The 15337-nt window shown below is 52.0% G+C and carries 15 protein-coding genes; 9 read left to right on the forward strand and 6 right to left on the reverse strand.

Annotated features, from left to right (window positions below; all coding sequences use genetic code 11):
* Nucleotides 1-77 precede the first annotated feature (77 nt).
* From fdnG to fdhE, 4 genes are read left to right on the forward strand one after another with little or no spacing between them, the layout of a single operon-like run.
* Entirely contained in the window at nucleotides 78-3128 is a 3051-nt protein-coding gene (fdnG, locus tag V1587_RS02420) for a formate dehydrogenase-N subunit alpha (RefSeq protein WP_094935278.1), read from the forward strand.
* Between the two features lie 12 nt (nucleotides 3129-3140).
* Nucleotides 3141-4043: a formate dehydrogenase subunit beta gene (gene fdxH / locus V1587_RS02425; RefSeq protein ID WP_371899649.1), complete on the forward strand. Its 903-nt coding sequence runs from the start codon at nucleotides 3141-3143 to the stop codon at nucleotides 4041-4043.
* Nucleotides 4040-4675: a formate dehydrogenase cytochrome b556 subunit gene (gene fdoI / locus V1587_RS02430; protein WP_008501832.1), complete on the forward strand. Its 636-nt coding sequence runs from the start codon at nucleotides 4040-4042 to the stop codon at nucleotides 4673-4675. Before fdxH ends, fdoI begins: the two co-directional genes overlap by 4 nt.
* A complete protein-coding gene (gene fdhE / locus V1587_RS02435; RefSeq protein ID WP_010436850.1) occupies nucleotides 4672-5601 on the forward strand; it encodes a formate dehydrogenase accessory protein FdhE in 930 nt (309 codons plus the stop codon). The genes fdoI and fdhE overlap by 4 nt, the downstream gene beginning before the upstream one ends.
* Nucleotides 5602-5640: 39 nt before the next feature.
* On the opposite strand, the gene V1587_RS02440 is transcribed toward fdhE, so the two are convergent.
* Together V1587_RS02440 and V1587_RS02445 are read right to left on the reverse strand one after the other, a co-directional pair.
* Entirely contained in the window at nucleotides 5641-6012 is a 372-nt protein-coding gene (locus V1587_RS02440) for a type II toxin-antitoxin system VapC family toxin (protein WP_371899648.1), read from the reverse strand.
* A 2-nt stretch (nucleotides 6013-6014) separates the two neighbouring features.
* Nucleotides 6015-6257, reverse strand: a complete 243-nt coding sequence (locus V1587_RS02445; RefSeq protein ID WP_371899647.1) for a ribbon-helix-helix protein, CopG family — start codon at nucleotides 6255-6257, stop codon at nucleotides 6015-6017.
* 198 nt (nucleotides 6258-6455) lie between these two features.
* Here V1587_RS02445 and V1587_RS02450 point away from each other — a divergent pair, with 198 nt between their 5' ends.
* Complete coding sequence (locus tag V1587_RS02450) at nucleotides 6456-7376, forward strand: alpha/beta hydrolase (RefSeq protein ID WP_371899646.1); 921 nt, start codon at nucleotides 6456-6458, stop codon at nucleotides 7374-7376.
* Nucleotides 7377-7384: 8 nt separating this feature from the next.
* Here the strand turns inward: V1587_RS02450 and fabY are convergent, their stop codons facing one another.
* From fabY to yihX, 4 genes are read right to left on the reverse strand one after another with little or no spacing between them, the layout of a single operon-like run.
* Nucleotides 7385-8326 carry a fatty acid biosynthesis protein FabY gene (fabY, locus tag V1587_RS02455; protein ID WP_023309755.1) on the reverse strand — a complete coding sequence of 314 codons (942 nt, stop codon included), beginning with the start codon at nucleotides 8324-8326 and terminating at the stop codon, nucleotides 7385-7387.
* A 44-nt stretch (nucleotides 8327-8370) separates the two neighbouring features.
* Nucleotides 8371-8808 (reverse strand): D-aminoacyl-tRNA deacylase, encoded by a 438-nt coding sequence (gene dtd, locus V1587_RS02460; RefSeq protein WP_008501836.1) that lies wholly within the window; start codon nucleotides 8806-8808, stop codon nucleotides 8371-8373.
* The gene (locus tag V1587_RS02465; RefSeq protein WP_371899645.1) at nucleotides 8805-9686 is read right to left on the reverse strand and encodes a virulence factor BrkB family protein; all 882 of its coding nucleotides are present in this window, start codon (nucleotides 9684-9686) and stop codon (nucleotides 8805-8807) included. Before V1587_RS02465 ends, dtd begins: the two co-directional genes overlap by 4 nt.
* Nucleotides 9680-10279 (reverse strand): glucose-1-phosphatase, encoded by a 600-nt coding sequence (gene yihX / locus V1587_RS02470; protein ID WP_371899644.1) that lies wholly within the window; start codon nucleotides 10277-10279, stop codon nucleotides 9680-9682. Before yihX ends, V1587_RS02465 begins: the two co-directional genes overlap by 7 nt.
* A gap of 406 nt (nucleotides 10280-10685) precedes the next feature.
* Between yihX and V1587_RS02475 the strand changes: the two genes are divergently transcribed.
* The 4 genes from V1587_RS02475 (at nucleotide 10686) to V1587_RS02490 (ending at nucleotide 15202) form a co-directional block, all read left to right on the forward strand.
* A complete protein-coding gene (locus V1587_RS02475; RefSeq protein WP_058841944.1) occupies nucleotides 10686-11462 on the forward strand; it encodes a hypothetical protein in 777 nt (258 codons plus the stop codon).
* Between the two features lie 2 nt (nucleotides 11463-11464).
* Nucleotides 11465-11749 carry a hypothetical protein gene (locus tag V1587_RS02480; protein WP_371899643.1) on the forward strand — a complete coding sequence of 95 codons (285 nt, stop codon included), beginning with the start codon at nucleotides 11465-11467 and terminating at the stop codon, nucleotides 11747-11749.
* Nucleotides 11750-11817: 68 nt separating this feature from the next.
* Nucleotides 11818-13092, forward strand: coding sequence for an HlyD family secretion protein (locus V1587_RS02485; protein ID WP_371899642.1), 1275 nt, complete (start codon nucleotides 11818-11820; stop codon nucleotides 13090-13092).
* The gene (locus V1587_RS02490) at nucleotides 13085-15202 is read left to right on the forward strand and encodes a peptidase domain-containing ABC transporter (RefSeq protein WP_371899641.1); all 2118 of its coding nucleotides are present in this window, start codon (nucleotides 13085-13087) and stop codon (nucleotides 15200-15202) included. Before V1587_RS02485 ends, V1587_RS02490 begins: the two co-directional genes overlap by 8 nt.
* The last annotated feature ends 135 nt before the right edge of the window (nucleotides 15203-15337 follow it).

The raw sequence follows: 15337 nt of genomic DNA on the forward strand, positions 1-15337 counted from the left end.
TTTTCTCCTTTGCGGTCATTCTTCAGCCGCGAAGTCAAAACTACATATGTAAGCAATGTCGAAACAAGGAGTGACCCATGCAGGTCAGCAGAAGGCAGTTCTTTAAGATCTGCGCTGGCGGTATGGCAGGCACCACGGCAGCGGCACTGGGCTTTGCGCCCGGCGTAGCGCTGGCGGAAACGCGGCAGTATAAACTGCTGCGCACCCGTGAAACCCGTAATACCTGTACGTACTGCTCTGTCGGTTGCGGGCTGTTGATGTATAGCCTCGGCGACGGTGCTAAAAACGCCAAAGCGTCTATTTTCCATATCGAAGGCGACCCGGATCACCCGGTTAACCGCGGCGCATTGTGCCCGAAAGGGGCCGGTCTGGTGGACTTTATCCACTCCGAAAGCCGCCTTAAATTCCCTGAATATCGCGCGCCAGGCTCAGACAAATGGCAGCAAATCAGTTGGGAAGAGGCGTTCGACCGCATCGCAAAACACATTAAAGAAGACCGCGATGCCAACTTTGTTGAGAAGAACGCCGACGGCGTCACGGTCAACCGCTGGCTCTCCACCGGGATGCTGTGTGCCTCTGCTTCCAGCAACGAAACCGGTTATTTAACCCAAAAATTTACGCGCGCACTCGGTATGCTCGCGGTCGACAACCAGGCGCGTGTCTGACACGGACCAACGGTAGCAAGTCTTGCTCCAACATTTGGTCGCGGTGCGATGACCAACCACTGGGTCGACATCAAGAACGCCAACCTCATTGTGGTGATGGGCGGTAACGCCGCTGAAGCGCACCCTGTCGGGTTCCGCTGGGCGATGGAAGCCAAAATCCACAACGGTGCGAAACTGATTGTGATCGATCCCCGCTTTACGCGTACCGCGTCAGTGGCGGATTTCTACACCCCTATTCGTTCAGGTACTGACATCACTTTCCTGTCAGGCGTACTGCTGTACCTGATGACCAACGAAAAATATAACCGCGAATACACCGAAGCCTATACCAACGCCAGCCTGATAGTGCGTGAGGATTATCACTTCGAAGATGGCCTGTTCAGCGGTTACGACGCTGAAAAACGCAAGTACGACAAAACCAGCTGGAACTACGAGCTGGATGAAAAAGGCTTTGCGAAGCGCGACACCACCCTGCAACACCCGCGCTGCGTGTGGAACCTGCTGAAAGAGCACGTCTCCCGCTACACGCCGGAGGTTGTCGAAAACATCTGCGGTACGCCGAAGGCGGACTTCCTGAAGGTGTGCGAGCTTATTGCCGAAACCAGCGCGAAAGACAAAACCGCGTCGTTCCTGTACGCCCTCGGCTGGACGCAGCACTCCATCGGCGCGCAGAACATCCGCACCATGGCGATGGTTCAGCTCCTGCTCGGCAACATGGGTATGGCTGGCGGCGGCGTGAACGCCCTGCGCGGTCACTCCAACATTCAGGGTCTGACCGACCTCGGCCTGCTGTCTCAAAGCCTGCCGGGTTACATGAACCTGCCAAGCGAGAAACAGACCGACCTGCAAACCTACCTGACGGCCAGCACGCCTAAACCGCTGCTTGAAGGCCAGGTGAACTACTGGGGCAACTATCCGAAGTTCTTCGTCTCGATGATGAAAGCGTTCTTCGGTGATAAAGCGACGGCGGAAAACAGCTGGGGCTTTGACTGGCTGCCGAAGTGGGACAAAGGTTACGACGTTCTGCAGTATTTCGAGATGATGCACCAGGGCAAAGTAAACGGCTATCTGTGCCAGGGCTTTAACCCGGTGGCCTCGTTCCCGAACAAGAACAAGGTTGTTGAGTCGCTGTCGAAACTGAAGTTCCTGGTGACGATTGACCCGCTCAATACCGAGACCTCAACTTTCTGGCAGAACCACGGTGAATCGAACGATGTCGATCCATCGAAGATTCAGACCGAAGTATTCCGTCTGCCGTCTACCTGCTTCGCGGAAGAGAACGGTTCTATCGTCAACTCAGGACGCTGGCTGCAGTGGCACTGGAAAGGCGCGGACGCCCCGGGCATCGCCATGAACGACGGCGAGATCCTGGCCGGCATCTTCTTACGCCTGCGTAAGATGTATGCGGAAGAAGGCGGCGCGAACCCGGAACCGGTCCTGAACATGACCTGGAACTACTCGACGCCGGAAAATCCTGCGCCAGAAGAAGTGGCGATGGAGAGCAACGGTAAGGCGCTGGCGGACGTTATCGACCCGGCCACCGGCACCGTGCTGGCGAAGAAAGGCGATCAGCTCAGCACCTTCGCGCACCTGCGCGATGACGGTACTACCTCCAGCGGCTGCTGGATCTTTGCCGGTAGCTGGACGCCGAAGGGCAACCAGATGGCCAACCGCGATAACGCCGACCCGTCAGGCCTTGGCAATACGCTGGGCTGGGCATGGGCGTGGCCGCTCAACCGCCGCATCCTCTATAACCGCGCGTCCGCTGACCCGCAGGGCAACCCGTGGGATCCGAAGCGTCAGCTGCTGAAGTGGGACGGCGCGAAATGGGGCGGCGTGGATATTCCGGACTACAGCACTGCCGCACCGGGCAGCGACGTCGGGCCGTTTATCATGCAGCCTGAAGGGATGGGGCGCCTGTTTGCTATCGATAAGATGGCGGAAGGTCCGTTCCCGGAACACTACGAGCCGTTTGAGACGCCGCTGGGCACCAACCCGCTGCACCCGAACGTGGTCTCTAACCCGGCAGCCCGTATCTTCAAGGGCGATTTCGAAGCGCTGGGTAAAAAGGACAAGTTCCCGTACGTGGGCACCACCTACCGTCTGACCGAGCACTTCCACTACTGGACCAAGCACGCGCTGCTTAACGCCATCGCGCAGCCGGAACAGTTTGTGGAGATCGGCGAGAAGCTGGCGGGCAAGCTCGGCATCGCCCATGGCGATACCGTGAAGGTCTCCTCTAACCGCGGCTATATTAAAGCCAAGGCGGTGGTGACCAAGCGTATCCGCACGCTGAACGTTCACGGTCAGCAGGTGGACACCATTGGTATTCCGATCCACTGGGGTTATGAGGGCGTGGCGAAGAAAGGGTTCATTGCGAACACCCTGACGCCGTTCGTCGGTGATGCGAACACGCAGACGCCGGAGTTTAAGGCCTTCCTCGTGAACGTGGAAAAGGTGTAACGGAGACGACTTATGGCTTATCAATCTCAAGACATTATCCGTCGTTCCGCGACTAACGGTTTCACGCCCGCGCCTCAGGCGCGGGACCACCAGCAGGAAGTGGCGAAGCTTATCGACGTAACCACCTGTATCGGCTGTAAAGCCTGTCAGGTGGCCTGCTCTGAGTGGAACGATCTGCGTGACGAAGTGGGTCACAACGTCGGGGTGTACGACAACCCGGCGGACCTGACCGCCAAGTCCTGGACGGTGATGCGTTTCTCGGAAGTGGAGCAGAACGACAAACTGGAATGGCTTATCCGCAAAGACGGCTGTATGCACTGTGCGGATCCGGGCTGCCTGAAGGCATGTCCGTCAGAAGGGGCTATCATTCAGTATGCCAACGGCATCGTCGACTTCCAGTCCGAACAGTGCATCGGCTGCGGCTACTGCATCGCGGGCTGTCCGTTCGACGTACCGCGCCTGAACCCGGAAGACAACCGCGTCTACAAATGCACGCTGTGCATTGACCGCGTCACCGTCGGCCAGGAGCCAGCGTGCGTGAAGACCTGCCCAACCGGCGCTATCCACTTTGGCTCCAAAGAGGATATGAAAACGCTGGCAGCAGAGCGCGTGGGCGAGCTGAAAACCCGTGGTTACGACAACGCGGGCCTGTACGATCCGGCCGGGGTTGGCGGTACGCACGTGATGTACGTGCTGCACCACGCCGACAAGCCGAATCTGTACCACGGCCTGCCGGAGAACCCGGAAATCAGCGCCACCGTGAAGTTCTGGAAAGGCATCTGGAAACCGCTGGCAGCGGTCGGTTTTGCTGCCACCTTCGCAGCGAGCATCTTCCACTACGTCGGCGTTGGTCCGAACCGCGCGGAAGAGGAAGACGACAACCTGCATGAAGAGAAAGACGAGGTGCGCAAATGAGAAAACGTGACACCATCGTGCGCTACACCGCGCCGGAACGCATCAACCACTGGGTCACCGCCTTCTGCTTCATGCTGGCGGCGATAAGCGGGCTGGGGTTCTTCTTCCCATCCTTCAACTGGCTGATGCAGATCATGGGGACACCACAGCTGGCGCGCATCCTGCACCCGTTTGTGGGCGTCATCATGTTCGCGTCGTTCATCATCATGTTTTTCCGCTACTGGCACCATAACCTAATCAATCGGGATGATATCTTTTGGGCGAAGAATATTCGTAAGATCGTCGTCAACGAGGAAGTAGGTGACACCGGGCGTTATAACTTCGGCCAGAAATGCGTATTCTGGGCGGCGATTATCTTCCTGGTCCTGTTGCTGGTGAGCGGCGTGATCATCTGGCGTCCGTACTTTGCGCCTGCTTTCTCAATCCCGGTGATCCGATTCGCGCTGATGCTGCATTCATTTGCCGCAGTGGCGTTAATTGTGGTTATCATGGTGCATATCTACGCCGCCCTTTGGGTGAAAGGCACCATTACCGCGATGGTGGAAGGATGGGTAACCAGTACGTGGGCGAAGAAACATCACCCGCGCTGGTACCGTGAAGTCCGCCAGAAACAGGAAAAGTCATCTGAATGAGTATTCGCATAATCCCGCAAGATGAGCTGGGGTCGAGCGAGAAACGCACGGCGGATTATATTCCGCCGTTGTTATTCCCCAGACTCAAGAACCTCTACAACCGCCGCGCAGAGCGTCTGCGCGAGCTGGCAGAGAACAACCCGCTGGGCGATTTTCTGCGTTTTGCCGCGCTGGTTGCCCACGCGCAGGAAGTGGTGCTGTATGACCACCCCCTGCAAATGGACCTGACCGCGCGCATCAAAGAAGCCAACGCGCAGGGCAAGCCGCCGCTGGACATTCACGTCCTGCCGCGCGACAAGCACTGGCAAAAGCTGCTGCATTCGCTGATTGCCGAGCTGAAGCCGGAGATGAGCGGCACCGCGCTAGCGGTCATTGAGAATCTGGAAAAAGCCTCTGACCTGGAGCTGGAAGAGATGGCGAGCGCGCTGTTTGCCTCTGACTTCTCTCTGGTCAGCAGCGATAAAGCGCCGTTTATCTGGGCTGCGCTTTCGCTCTACTGGGCGCAAATGGCAAGCCTGATTCCCGGTAAAGCGCGCGCCGAATACGGCGAGGCGCGCCAGTTCTGCCCGGTCTGCGGCTCCATGCCGGTATCGAGCATGGTGCAAATCGGCACCACGCAGGGGTTGCGCTACCTGCACTGCAACCTGTGTGAAACCGAGTGGCACGTGGTGCGCATCAAGTGCAGCAACTGCGAACAAACCCGCGATCTGAACTACTGGTCGCTGGAAAATGAAGAAGCGGCAGTGAAAGCCGAAAGCTGCGGCGACTGCGGCACTTACCTGAAGATTCTGTATCAGGAAAAAGACCCGAAAGTCGAAGCGGTGGCCGACGATCTCGCCTCGCTGATTCTGGACGCGAAGATGGAGCAGGAGGGCTTTGCCCGTAGCTCGATTAACCCGTTCCTGTTCCCGGGTGAAGGGGAGTAATTCCCTGTAACAGTGCCGGGCGGTGCTTGCTTGCCCGGCCTACAGCTGGTACGGTGAAACTACCCCAGGAATGCCCTGAAAGTCTTTGGTGTTGCGGGTTATTAACGGGCAATTTCTGCTTTGGGCAGTCGCTAAAATAATGGCATCCGGCAGTTTCATGCCATGCTTCTCACGGAGCACGACGCTTCTTTCAGCGATCTCTCTGGTTACATCGATAACCTCAAATGCGCCCATTACCGCCGCTGTTTTCGCTTCGTGGCCATGTTTGCGTGCCCCCACCATGACTTCCATCCATGTAATCAGACTGATAGACCGGTGCGATACTGTGTTTTCGATCGTATTTGCTGCCTCGACGCGATTGTTAAAAAGGTCGATCAGGATATTGGTATCAAAAACCGCCATGTGTTCCATAGCTACCACTCCTCACGCAGCTTGCGTTCATACTCTAATCCGTCTTCCTGCTGGTTCCCCCACAGACCAAGCGCATCACGGATAACGGATGAGCTTTGCCGATCGAGATACTGCTCAATTGCTTCACGCAGTAATTCGGCACGAGGTTGGTTACGCAGCTGTTTGAGGTTATCGAGACGTTGAAGAACATCATCCGACAAATCGATCAGAATTCTGCCCATGTTAAGCTCCGCCAGTACACTCATATATCACCTCAGTATATCATTATTGTGTATTTTCAAGGCAACATACACTTTCTCTCTGTAGGGTTAAAGTCCCAGCCAATAGTTTGCCTTCCATTTGCGAGGCGCTTTCAAGATTATTGCCCTCAACATTATTCTTGTTTTCTTTTGAATCAAACCAGGCTATAAAACTGTTCATCCATACAGTAAAAGGGAATTTTCATGGCGCTGGAACAGGGTATTGCACAGCTGGTTCAGGGGTTTATCGCTGCAGGTCGGCCCTCGTCACGTCGCCAGAGCATTGAGGTGCGACGAGCAGGCTATATTGCCAGCACGGGGCTTGCCGGGGAGACCGAAACGCGCGTACAGGTGGAGACGCTTGTTCTTGAGGGTCTAACCATTCGGGTATATTCACCTCTCAATGCGCCTGAACTATTACCTGCAGCCATCTACTACCACGGCGGATGCTTTATCAGCGGCGGCTTTGATACCCATGACAATCAACTTCGTCAGTTAGCCTGCTACGGCAATTGTCGGGTGATTGCCATTCAGTACAGGCTGGCGCCGGAGAACACCTTCCCCGCCGCGCATGACGATGCGGAAAGAGGTGCAGATCTGGTCTGGCAATATGCGGACAAACTGGGCGTGGATAAAAACCGGATCACCCTTTGCGGAGACAGCGCGGGGGGAAATCTTGCGCTGGTAACGGCGCTACGGCTTAAGGTGAAAGGGCTGTGGCAACCTGCACAGCTTATTCTTATCTACCCCATGCTCGACGCCACCGCCAGTTTTGAAAGCTATGCCCTCAATGGCACAGATTACATTATCACCCGCGATACCCTGCTCAGCGGGTATGAAATGTACCTCGCCGACACCGACCGCCAGCACCCCGAAGCAAGTCCGCTGTGGCGCGAAGATTTTTACGGTCTTCCGCCTGTGCACATTATTACCGCAGAGTACGATCCGCTCTGCGATGAGGACGAAATGTTGTTCCAGCATCTGACGGAGCAGGGTGTGAAGTGTACCGCGCAGCGCTGGCTGGGCGTCATCCATGGCTTCTTTCAGCTTGGCGGCGTTAGCCAGTCAGCGCGAGACGTTGTGCGGGATGTCGCCGGGCGGATTCAGCACGCCCGGGGAGCGTGAACAGGAGATTATTCCTCCTCGTTCCCACCCTCTTCATACGCGCCAAAAGGCTTCGCCGGAAGAACGATATAGGTGCCTTCAAACACCGCGCCCGGTGTTTTATCGCCAAACAGTTCAACCTGCATTTGTACGCGGGCCTTGCGACCACGTGCCAGACGGTCCAGATCGCCGCCCAGAGACCCCAGATCGGCCACCGCGCTCGGCTTGCCGCTGATCGGTGCGCTATAGCGGATGTGAGCATCGGCAAGAATGATGGTGCCGCCCAGATGGCGCTCGCGCAGCATCAGCCAGATCAGTCCCCAGCCGGTGAGCGTGGCCAGTGAGAACAGGCTGCCGGCAAACAGCGTGTGGTGCGGGTTCTGATTGCCGGTTTCCGGCATGGTGGTAATAAATTTTTGTCCGGTGTACTGCTGAATGCGCACGCCCATTTTTTCACTGAGCGGAATGTGCTGATACCAGGCCTGCTGCAGCTGTCCACACCAGTCGGCGCGATGAAGAATATCGTCCAGGGTGGCGATGGGTTTGATCATCAAAAAATGACGAATCGGCGTGGTCTGCGGGGTCGTAATTTCCCCCTGATTCACAAAACCTAGCTTGGCGAAAAATTCTACGGCATCTTCGCGGGCGCTACAGGTGACGCGCTTAACGCCTTCCTGACGGGCGACGGACTCAAGGGTCATCGCCATGAGTGTCCCCAGGCCTTTGTCCTGCACGGAGGGATGAACCGCCATAAAGCGAATAGACGCTTCGTTATCGGCGTTGATATACAAACGCCCGACGGCGACGAGGTTGCCCTCTTCGTCCATCACCATCTGATGGTGGGCCATTGCGTCCCAGGCGTCGCGCTCAGATCCTTTTGGCTGATGCAGTGGCTTGCGCAGCATTTCCCAGCGAAACTGGTAATAAGCGTCTAACTCTTCTTCCGTTTGCGGTACTCGAAGGTGATACATAGCTGTACTCTCTCTTGTTACCCGCGGCCACGCCGCCAGTTGGCTCATACCTGGAGCCAGAATGTGACGGGGCCATCGTTCACCAGCGATACCTGCATATCTGCAGCGAATCGTCCGGTTTGCGTATTCATTTCCTGCTGGCGACAACGCTCAACAAAGTACTCGTAAAGTGCTTCTGCACGGTCCGGCGCGGCGCCTTTAGAGAAGCTCGGGCGCATGCCGCGCTCGGTATCCGCTGCCAGCGTAAACTGGGAAACCACCAGCACGCTGCCGCCCGCCTGCTGGACGTTAAGGTTCATCTTGCCTTCCGCATCGCTGAAAATACGGTAGCCCAGCACGCGCTCGCACAAGCGGTTGGCCTTTTGTTCGTCATCATCCTTTTCGACACCTAACAACACCAAAAGTCCTGGGCCAATTTCACCCGTCACCTCTCCCTCCACGGTGACGCTGGCACGGGTTACGCGCTGTATCAATGCAATCATGGTTGTTCTGCTTCTTGTTGTTTTTCAGCTTCTGCTGCTTTTTTAAGTTCGCGGTACACACCGAGAGTGACAGTTATTTCGGCACCAAGCAAGACGATACACCAGGTCCAGTAGACCCAGACAAACAAAATGGGGATCACCGCCAGCACGCCGTAAATCAGCTGATAGGAAGGAAACATGGTGATGTAGAGGGCAAAGCCTTTCTTACCGAGCTCAAAGAGCAACGCCGCCACCAGCGCCCCCACGACCGCATCGCGGTTAGGCACGCGCGTGGTCGGCACCACGCTATAGAGCAGCCAGAACGAGAGCCACGACAGGATCAACGGAAAGATGCGAAGCACATTATCAATAGCGCCGTTTAAATCACTCGCCCAGCGCAGGGAGAGCAGATAAGAACTGATTGCCAGGCTCGCCCCGGCCAGCAGCGGCCCCAGCGTGAGGATCATCCAGTACACGGCAAAGGAATAGACCTTTGGCCGCGCTTTTTTACTCCGCCAGATCGTGTTTAGCGCGTTATCGATGGCGTACATCAACAGCAGCGCGGTGACGATAAGACCGCACGCCCCCACTGCCGTCATCTTGCTGGAATTGGCAACAAACTGCTCAATGTAGTTCTGGATGACATCCCCGGTTGCCGGAATGAAATTCGCGAAGACAAAATGACGAAGCTGCACGCTGACGTCCGCAAACATCGGAAAGGCTGAAAACAGGGCAAAGATGACTGCCACCAGAGGCACTAATGAGAGCAACGACACGTAGGCGAGGTTACCCGCCAGCGTGGTCATATTGTCCTCATCAATCCGGTGCCAGAGCAGTTTCAGCCAGGCCCGCAGCGGGCGAGTATGGTGCGTGGCTTTTTGATGAACGGTTTTTAGCATAGCTGCTTCGCAAAGTAGTCTGGTATCGTCTCTTTTCCGGTCACCAGAATTGACGTAATACCCAACTGGTTAGCTCCCTCTATATTATCGGCGTTGTCGTCGAAAAAGACCGCATCGGCCGCGGTGAATCCTTCTGACTGCAGAACAGCCTGATAAATTCGCGCTTCAGGCTTACGCATCCCCATCTCCTGCGAGAGATAGATCTTATCCGCCGCCGCCTTAACTTCAGGGTATTCCTCGGGCCAGAACGTCGTGTGCAGACGGTTGGTATTTGACAGTACAACGACCCGATGACCCTGCTCGCGAAGCTTATGCATGATGTCGATCACCTCAGGCCGAATGGCGACAAATACCGCCTGCCATCCGTGCGAAAACTGCTCGTAGCTTAACGGTAAATCCATCTCCTGACAGAAACGTTCAGCGAATTCTTCATCGCTGATCTCGCCGCGTTCATGCTGATGGAAGGTCTCACCCATCGCGAAATTCTGCTTTAAGGTCGCCAGTGGCACGCGGCTAAAATCGCTCCATGCGCCCAACACGCGATTAAAATCGATATCGACGATGACGTTTCCTAAATCAAAGATATAAAGCATGTTTTATCTCCTGCTCGCCGTGGAGAGGTAACTGTAGCGGGAAAGATAAAGTTTGGCTATGCACGAGATTCAGCTTAGAGGGAGCAGTATGAAGAACAAAAATTTAGCCAGGAAGATGATATTGGCTTTCGGGCGAAAGGCAGGGATGAGTTTTATTTAAGTTCGATTTTGCGAAGATATACGTTTTAGTTCATTCTGCAAAAAATTATAGAAAAACGCTTCCGTAATATTTTTTCTCATCACCATATTCCCCCATTTCTGCCATGGCAATCCCATTTCGCGCGGCTTTGCTCGAAATCGCAACGAGTTCACTTTACTTAAATTTACATTTAGATACAAATACTCTATTTATCTTCTTTTTTATAATGATAAGTTTACATTACTTTACACATGGAGCTGCACTTTCGTGAAGATTAAAAAGGGATACGTCCTCAGTGCCGTTTTAATAGCTTTACTCTGCGCTTTCGCTATTTATTCATACAATGCCTACCGATTTAAAAAAGCCAGCAGAGATATTTTATATCAACTCTCTAGCCAACTGATTGTGAAGCAAGGGCTTGAACCAAAACTTTCAACCCACCTCGTTTTTGATACGTTATATATCGACGGGAACATATCCAAAGATGATGACAAAATCATTGTGGGGCTTATCAGAAAAAACCTTATCCCTGTTAGAACGATATCCATAAACAGTGGTGGCGGCGATGTCGAAACTGCAATAAAAATAGCACAAGTTATTCATGATAAAGAAATTAACATTGAGGTCAGGCGATTATGCCTTTCTTCCTGTGCTAACTATCTTTTCCCAGCGGCAAAAAACAAAATCATCAACTATGGTTCCATTATTGGTTTCCATGGGTCGCCTAATTCTGATGACAATAAGTTAACAACTACGGTTAACGGAGAAATCAATACAGACACAACGATAACAGATCGCATTTTCTCAGAAATAAGAAAAACGGATAAAGCATTCTACAAAGATATAAATGTGTCATGGATGATGCCACTTTGCGGGCAAAAAGAAAATATTGGTGATCCAGACACAGGTCTGTCGACGTACAGCGAAAAGGATTTTACGCGTTTTGGCGTAAAAAACATTTCATTCACGGATGGTGAAATGGTATGGAAAAAGTCTATGGATATTATGGGTATACCTTTTGCTCACTATTGCAAGGAAAATTAATAATGCGTGAACTCAATGAAAGTGAATTAAGTAACATCAGCGGTGCAGGAATGTGGGGTTCTATCGGTAGTGCGATTGGTGGGATGTTCGGTGGTGGTAGCGCTGGTTGTAATGGCAGCTATTCTCACACCAGCACCACTAACAAAGATGGTTCTCACTCTGAAAGCACATCCTTTAGCGGTGGTTGCTCGGTTAACGTTGGTGGTAAAAGCGGTGGTTCATCAAAAGGTAATGGTGGTTCGAAAAGTGGCGGTGGCCGCCAGGGTAATGATCACGGTAGACATTAATTCCTGAACCATTATAACTCATAGCCGCTGATATTTTGCGGCTATTTCCACCCCGCAAGAGGCCAGATATGTTTCGCAAGGAAGCTATTGAATATCAGAGTACACGGTGGGAAGGGAAAGCTGTTCTTCTGCCGGGCATCCCTTTTGCTCTTATCATATTGCTCAGCATTTTTTTTATTGCTTCCATTTCTATTTTTATTACCAAAGGTTCCTACACCCGTCGCGTCATCGTTCACGGTGAAATAACCACTTTCCCTAGCTCAGTGAATATCTCTGCATCAATGCAGGGTACAGTCGTGCAGAGTTTTGTTAATGAAGGCGATCGCGTAAAAAAAGGTGATGCTCTCTTTCTCATTCATTCGGGTGTATCGACGCAATCAGGCCTGGTTGATGAGAATAAAAAAAAGGAGATCGCGCTACAGATAAAGAGTATCAGCGTAATGATGGCAAATTTGAACTCTTCGAAAAACCGTACACTCAACGCGCTGACGACTCAAAAAGATCATTATCAGTCCAGTTTTAATACCTCATCTGGGCTACTGGTGCAGGCTGAGCGGGAACTGCATCAGATTGAGAAGAACGTTAACGATTACCGTGGTTATCAGGAAAAAGGTCTGGTCACCAAAGACCAGATGAGTAGCCAAAACGCACTACTCTACCAACAGCAGAGCAATGTTTCTGACCTGGTCGCCAGAAAATCACAGGACCAGGTTCAGATCGATGCGCTCAATCAGCAAATCCAGTCCCAGAGCGCTGATTATGACCAACAGATTTACCAGCTTGAGCAACAAATATACGAACTGCAAAAAGAAAAGTTAAATACAGAAGCGGAAGGTAATTATGTCATCGTGGCAACAGCCGATGGCTTAATCGACTCCATCAATACGGCGCAAGGTAAGATGATCGGCGCAGGCGATGTACTGGCGCGAGTTCAGCAGAATATCCATTCACCATGCTATCTCGAAACCTGGGTTCCGGATGAAGTTCTTCCTTATCTGGCGATTGGCCAGCGCGTTAATGTTAGTTACGACGCCTTTCCTTATGAAAAATTTGGTCAGTTCAGGGCATCAATATCAGCAATATCCAGGCTTCCGGCATCGAAGCCAGAACTCCTGTCAAAGCAGACCATCGCACATGAATTCTATGACGATAAAAAGTCCTGGTACAAAATCATGATCAAACCTGACCTACAGTCTGTGCAAGTTCATGGAAAACAACTCTCACTGAGCCAGGGAGCCAAAGCGCAGATTTCTCTTTTCCTTGAAAAGAGACATATCTATGAGTGGTTATTATCGCCATTTTACGAAATGAAAATGAGCGTAACGGACGCAGGTAATGAATAATCTTTATACACTTGAGACGCTGCTGCGCAAGTTGGATCTGAGGATATTTAAACGCATCCCAGTTGTCTTTCAAACCGAAGCGTCCGAATGTGGCCTGGCCTGTCTTTCAATGATATGCAGTTTTTATGGCAAGCAGGTCGATCTACTGCAACTCCGGCAACAATTCAATTTGTCATCACGTGGGGTCAACCTCAATGCGATAAAAGCAATTGCCAGTGAACTGGAGATGTCGTCACGCGCATTGTCCGTGGACCTTCAGGAGTTACATGACGTGCGTAAGCCCTGCATATTGCATTGGGATTTTAACCATTTTGTCGTACTGATTAAGGTCGATAAGAACAGCGCGGTGATCCACGACCCTGCGTTTGGACGACGGGTGATTAGCATGCCCGAATTGTCCCAACATTTTACTGGTGTTGTGCTTGAGGTATGGCCGGGAACCACTTTCTCAGTTCAAAAGAAGCAAAACAGGTTAAAAGCGACCACGTTATTAAAGAATATCAATGGACTGATAACTTCACTGACGAAGGTATTTTTCTTATCGCTGGTGATTGAGTTGATCAGCCTGCTAATGCCAGTGGGTACACAATTAGTCACGGATAATGTGATTGCATCCGGAGATTACGGTTTACTTAATATCATCTGTCTTGGGTTGTTTATTCTGATTCTGTTACGTTTGACGGTCAGTGTCATACGCTCCTGGACCACGCTGGTACTGGGAACACTCATCGACGTCCAGTGGAGTTTTAGCCTCTTTTCTCACCTTATTAAGCTACCGACCACCTATTTTGAAAGACGCAAACTGGGGGACATTCAGTCTCGTTTCCACTCGCTTGATGTTATACGGGCCACTTTTACCACGGGTTTAACTGGTAGCATTATTGATACGCTAATGCTCATGGGTTTGCTGGTAATGATGTTTTTATACAACCTGCAGCTCAGCATGATAGTGGTCTCTTTTACCGCAATATACACCTTCATTCGGTTTGCTACCTATCGATACTATCGCCAGTTATCCGAAGAAGAGTTAATCAAGGAAGCACGCCTTAATTCTTATTTTATGGAATCCCTGTACGGTATCGCGACGATTAAGATTCAGGGGATGACTGACCTGAGAATCAATAACTGGTTTAATCTTTTTTCAGATAAGGTCAATACAGGAATTCGTTTAACGCGGATGGATCTCTTCTTTGGTGGCGTCGTCTCTTTTATCGCCGCCTGCGACCAAATTGTTATCCTGTGGGTTAGCGGCAGGCTGATGATGGATAGTCATTTAACCATCGGTATGTTTATCGCATTTAACACCTTCAGGAGTCAGTTCTATGACCGAATAAATGCCCTGATCAACTTTATCATTCAGCTGAAGATCATCAATTTACACAATGAACGCGTTGCCGATATTGCGCTGCACGAAGCATCTTCTACAACGCCCACCAGCCCGCTGCGTTTACCACACGGAGCCTTAACGCTCGAAACTCAGGATCTGACTTACCGTTATGATAACCATGCGGACCCTATCTTCAGCAAACTGAATCTGACCATTCATGCCGGAGAGAGTATTGCTATTACGGGCGTATCGGGTTCAGGTAAAAGCACCTTGATGAAAGTGTTGTGCGGTTTATTCGAACCGTCGAACGGCTGCGTCCGAATTAATGGTATTGATATTAAGCAACTTGGTTTCGAGCATTATGCTGAACGCATTGCCTGTATCATGCAGGAAGATAAGCTGTTTTCAGGCTCAATCAAAGAGAATATCGCCGGTTTTCGGCCTGACATTGACGAGCAGTGGATGGTGCAATGCGCTATCGCAAGCCATATTCATAATGACATTTTAAAGCTACCAATGGGTTACGAGACACTGATTGGTGAACTTGGGGAAGGGTTGTCCGGCGGTCAAAAACAGCGGATTTATATTGCCCGAGCATTATACCGTAAACCGGGTATTTTATTCATGGACGAGGCGACCAGCCACCTTGATAAAACCAGTGAAAGTCAGGTCAATGAGTCTATACAGGCGATGAACATTACCAGGATTATTATCGCGCATCGCGAAACCACGATTTCATCGGCAGATCGGGTGTTCGTGATAAATGGAGCAGAGTTACCCTAATCCGTGAATTTCGCAGGAAAAAGATAGCGTTGGGACATAACGCTCCCGGGTAATGAAGAATTCTGGCGATCATCGAATAAAAAAGCCGCTGATCGCTCAGCGGCTTTTTCGTTGCCGGGTGGCGCATGCGCTTAC

The organism is Enterobacter sp. ECC-249, from assembly GCF_043965265.1.
GTDB lineage: Bacteria > Pseudomonadota > Gammaproteobacteria > Enterobacterales > Enterobacteriaceae > Enterobacter > Enterobacter quasiroggenkampii.

Coding starts and splice junctions, on each gene's coding strand:
- fdoI (WP_008501832.1), top strand. CDS start 4,040: ATGAGAAAACGTGACACCATCGTGCGCTACACCGCGCCGGAACGCATC.
- V1587_RS02490 (WP_371899641.1), top strand. CDS start 13,085: ATGAATAATCTTTATACACTTGAGACGCTGCTGCGCAAGTTGGATCTG.
- V1587_RS02450 (WP_371899646.1), top strand. CDS start 6,456: ATGGCGCTGGAACAGGGTATTGCACAGCTGGTTCAGGGGTTTATCGCT.
- fdxH (WP_371899649.1), top strand. CDS start 3,141: ATGGCTTATCAATCTCAAGACATTATCCGTCGTTCCGCGACTAACGGT.
- V1587_RS02480 (WP_371899643.1), top strand. CDS start 11,465: ATGCGTGAACTCAATGAAAGTGAATTAAGTAACATCAGCGGTGCAGGA.
- fabY (WP_023309755.1), bottom strand. CDS start 8,326: ATGTATCACCTTCGAGTACCGCAAACGGAAGAAGAGTTAGACGCTTAT.
- yihX (WP_371899644.1), bottom strand. CDS start 10,279: ATGCTTTATATCTTTGATTTAGGAAACGTCATCGTCGATATCGATTTT.
- fdhE (WP_010436850.1), top strand. CDS start 4,672: ATGAGTATTCGCATAATCCCGCAAGATGAGCTGGGGTCGAGCGAGAAA.
- V1587_RS02445 (WP_371899647.1), bottom strand. CDS start 6,257: ATGAGTGTACTGGCGGAGCTTAACATGGGCAGAATTCTGATCGATTTG.
- V1587_RS02465 (WP_371899645.1), bottom strand. CDS start 9,686: ATGCTAAAAACCGTTCATCAAAAAGCCACGCACCATACTCGCCCGCTG.
- V1587_RS02485 (WP_371899642.1), top strand. CDS start 11,818: ATGTTTCGCAAGGAAGCTATTGAATATCAGAGTACACGGTGGGAAGGG.
- dtd (WP_008501836.1), bottom strand. CDS start 8,808: ATGATTGCATTGATACAGCGCGTAACCCGTGCCAGCGTCACCGTGGAG.
- V1587_RS02440 (WP_371899648.1), bottom strand. CDS start 6,012: ATGGAACACATGGCGGTTTTTGATACCAATATCCTGATCGACCTTTTT.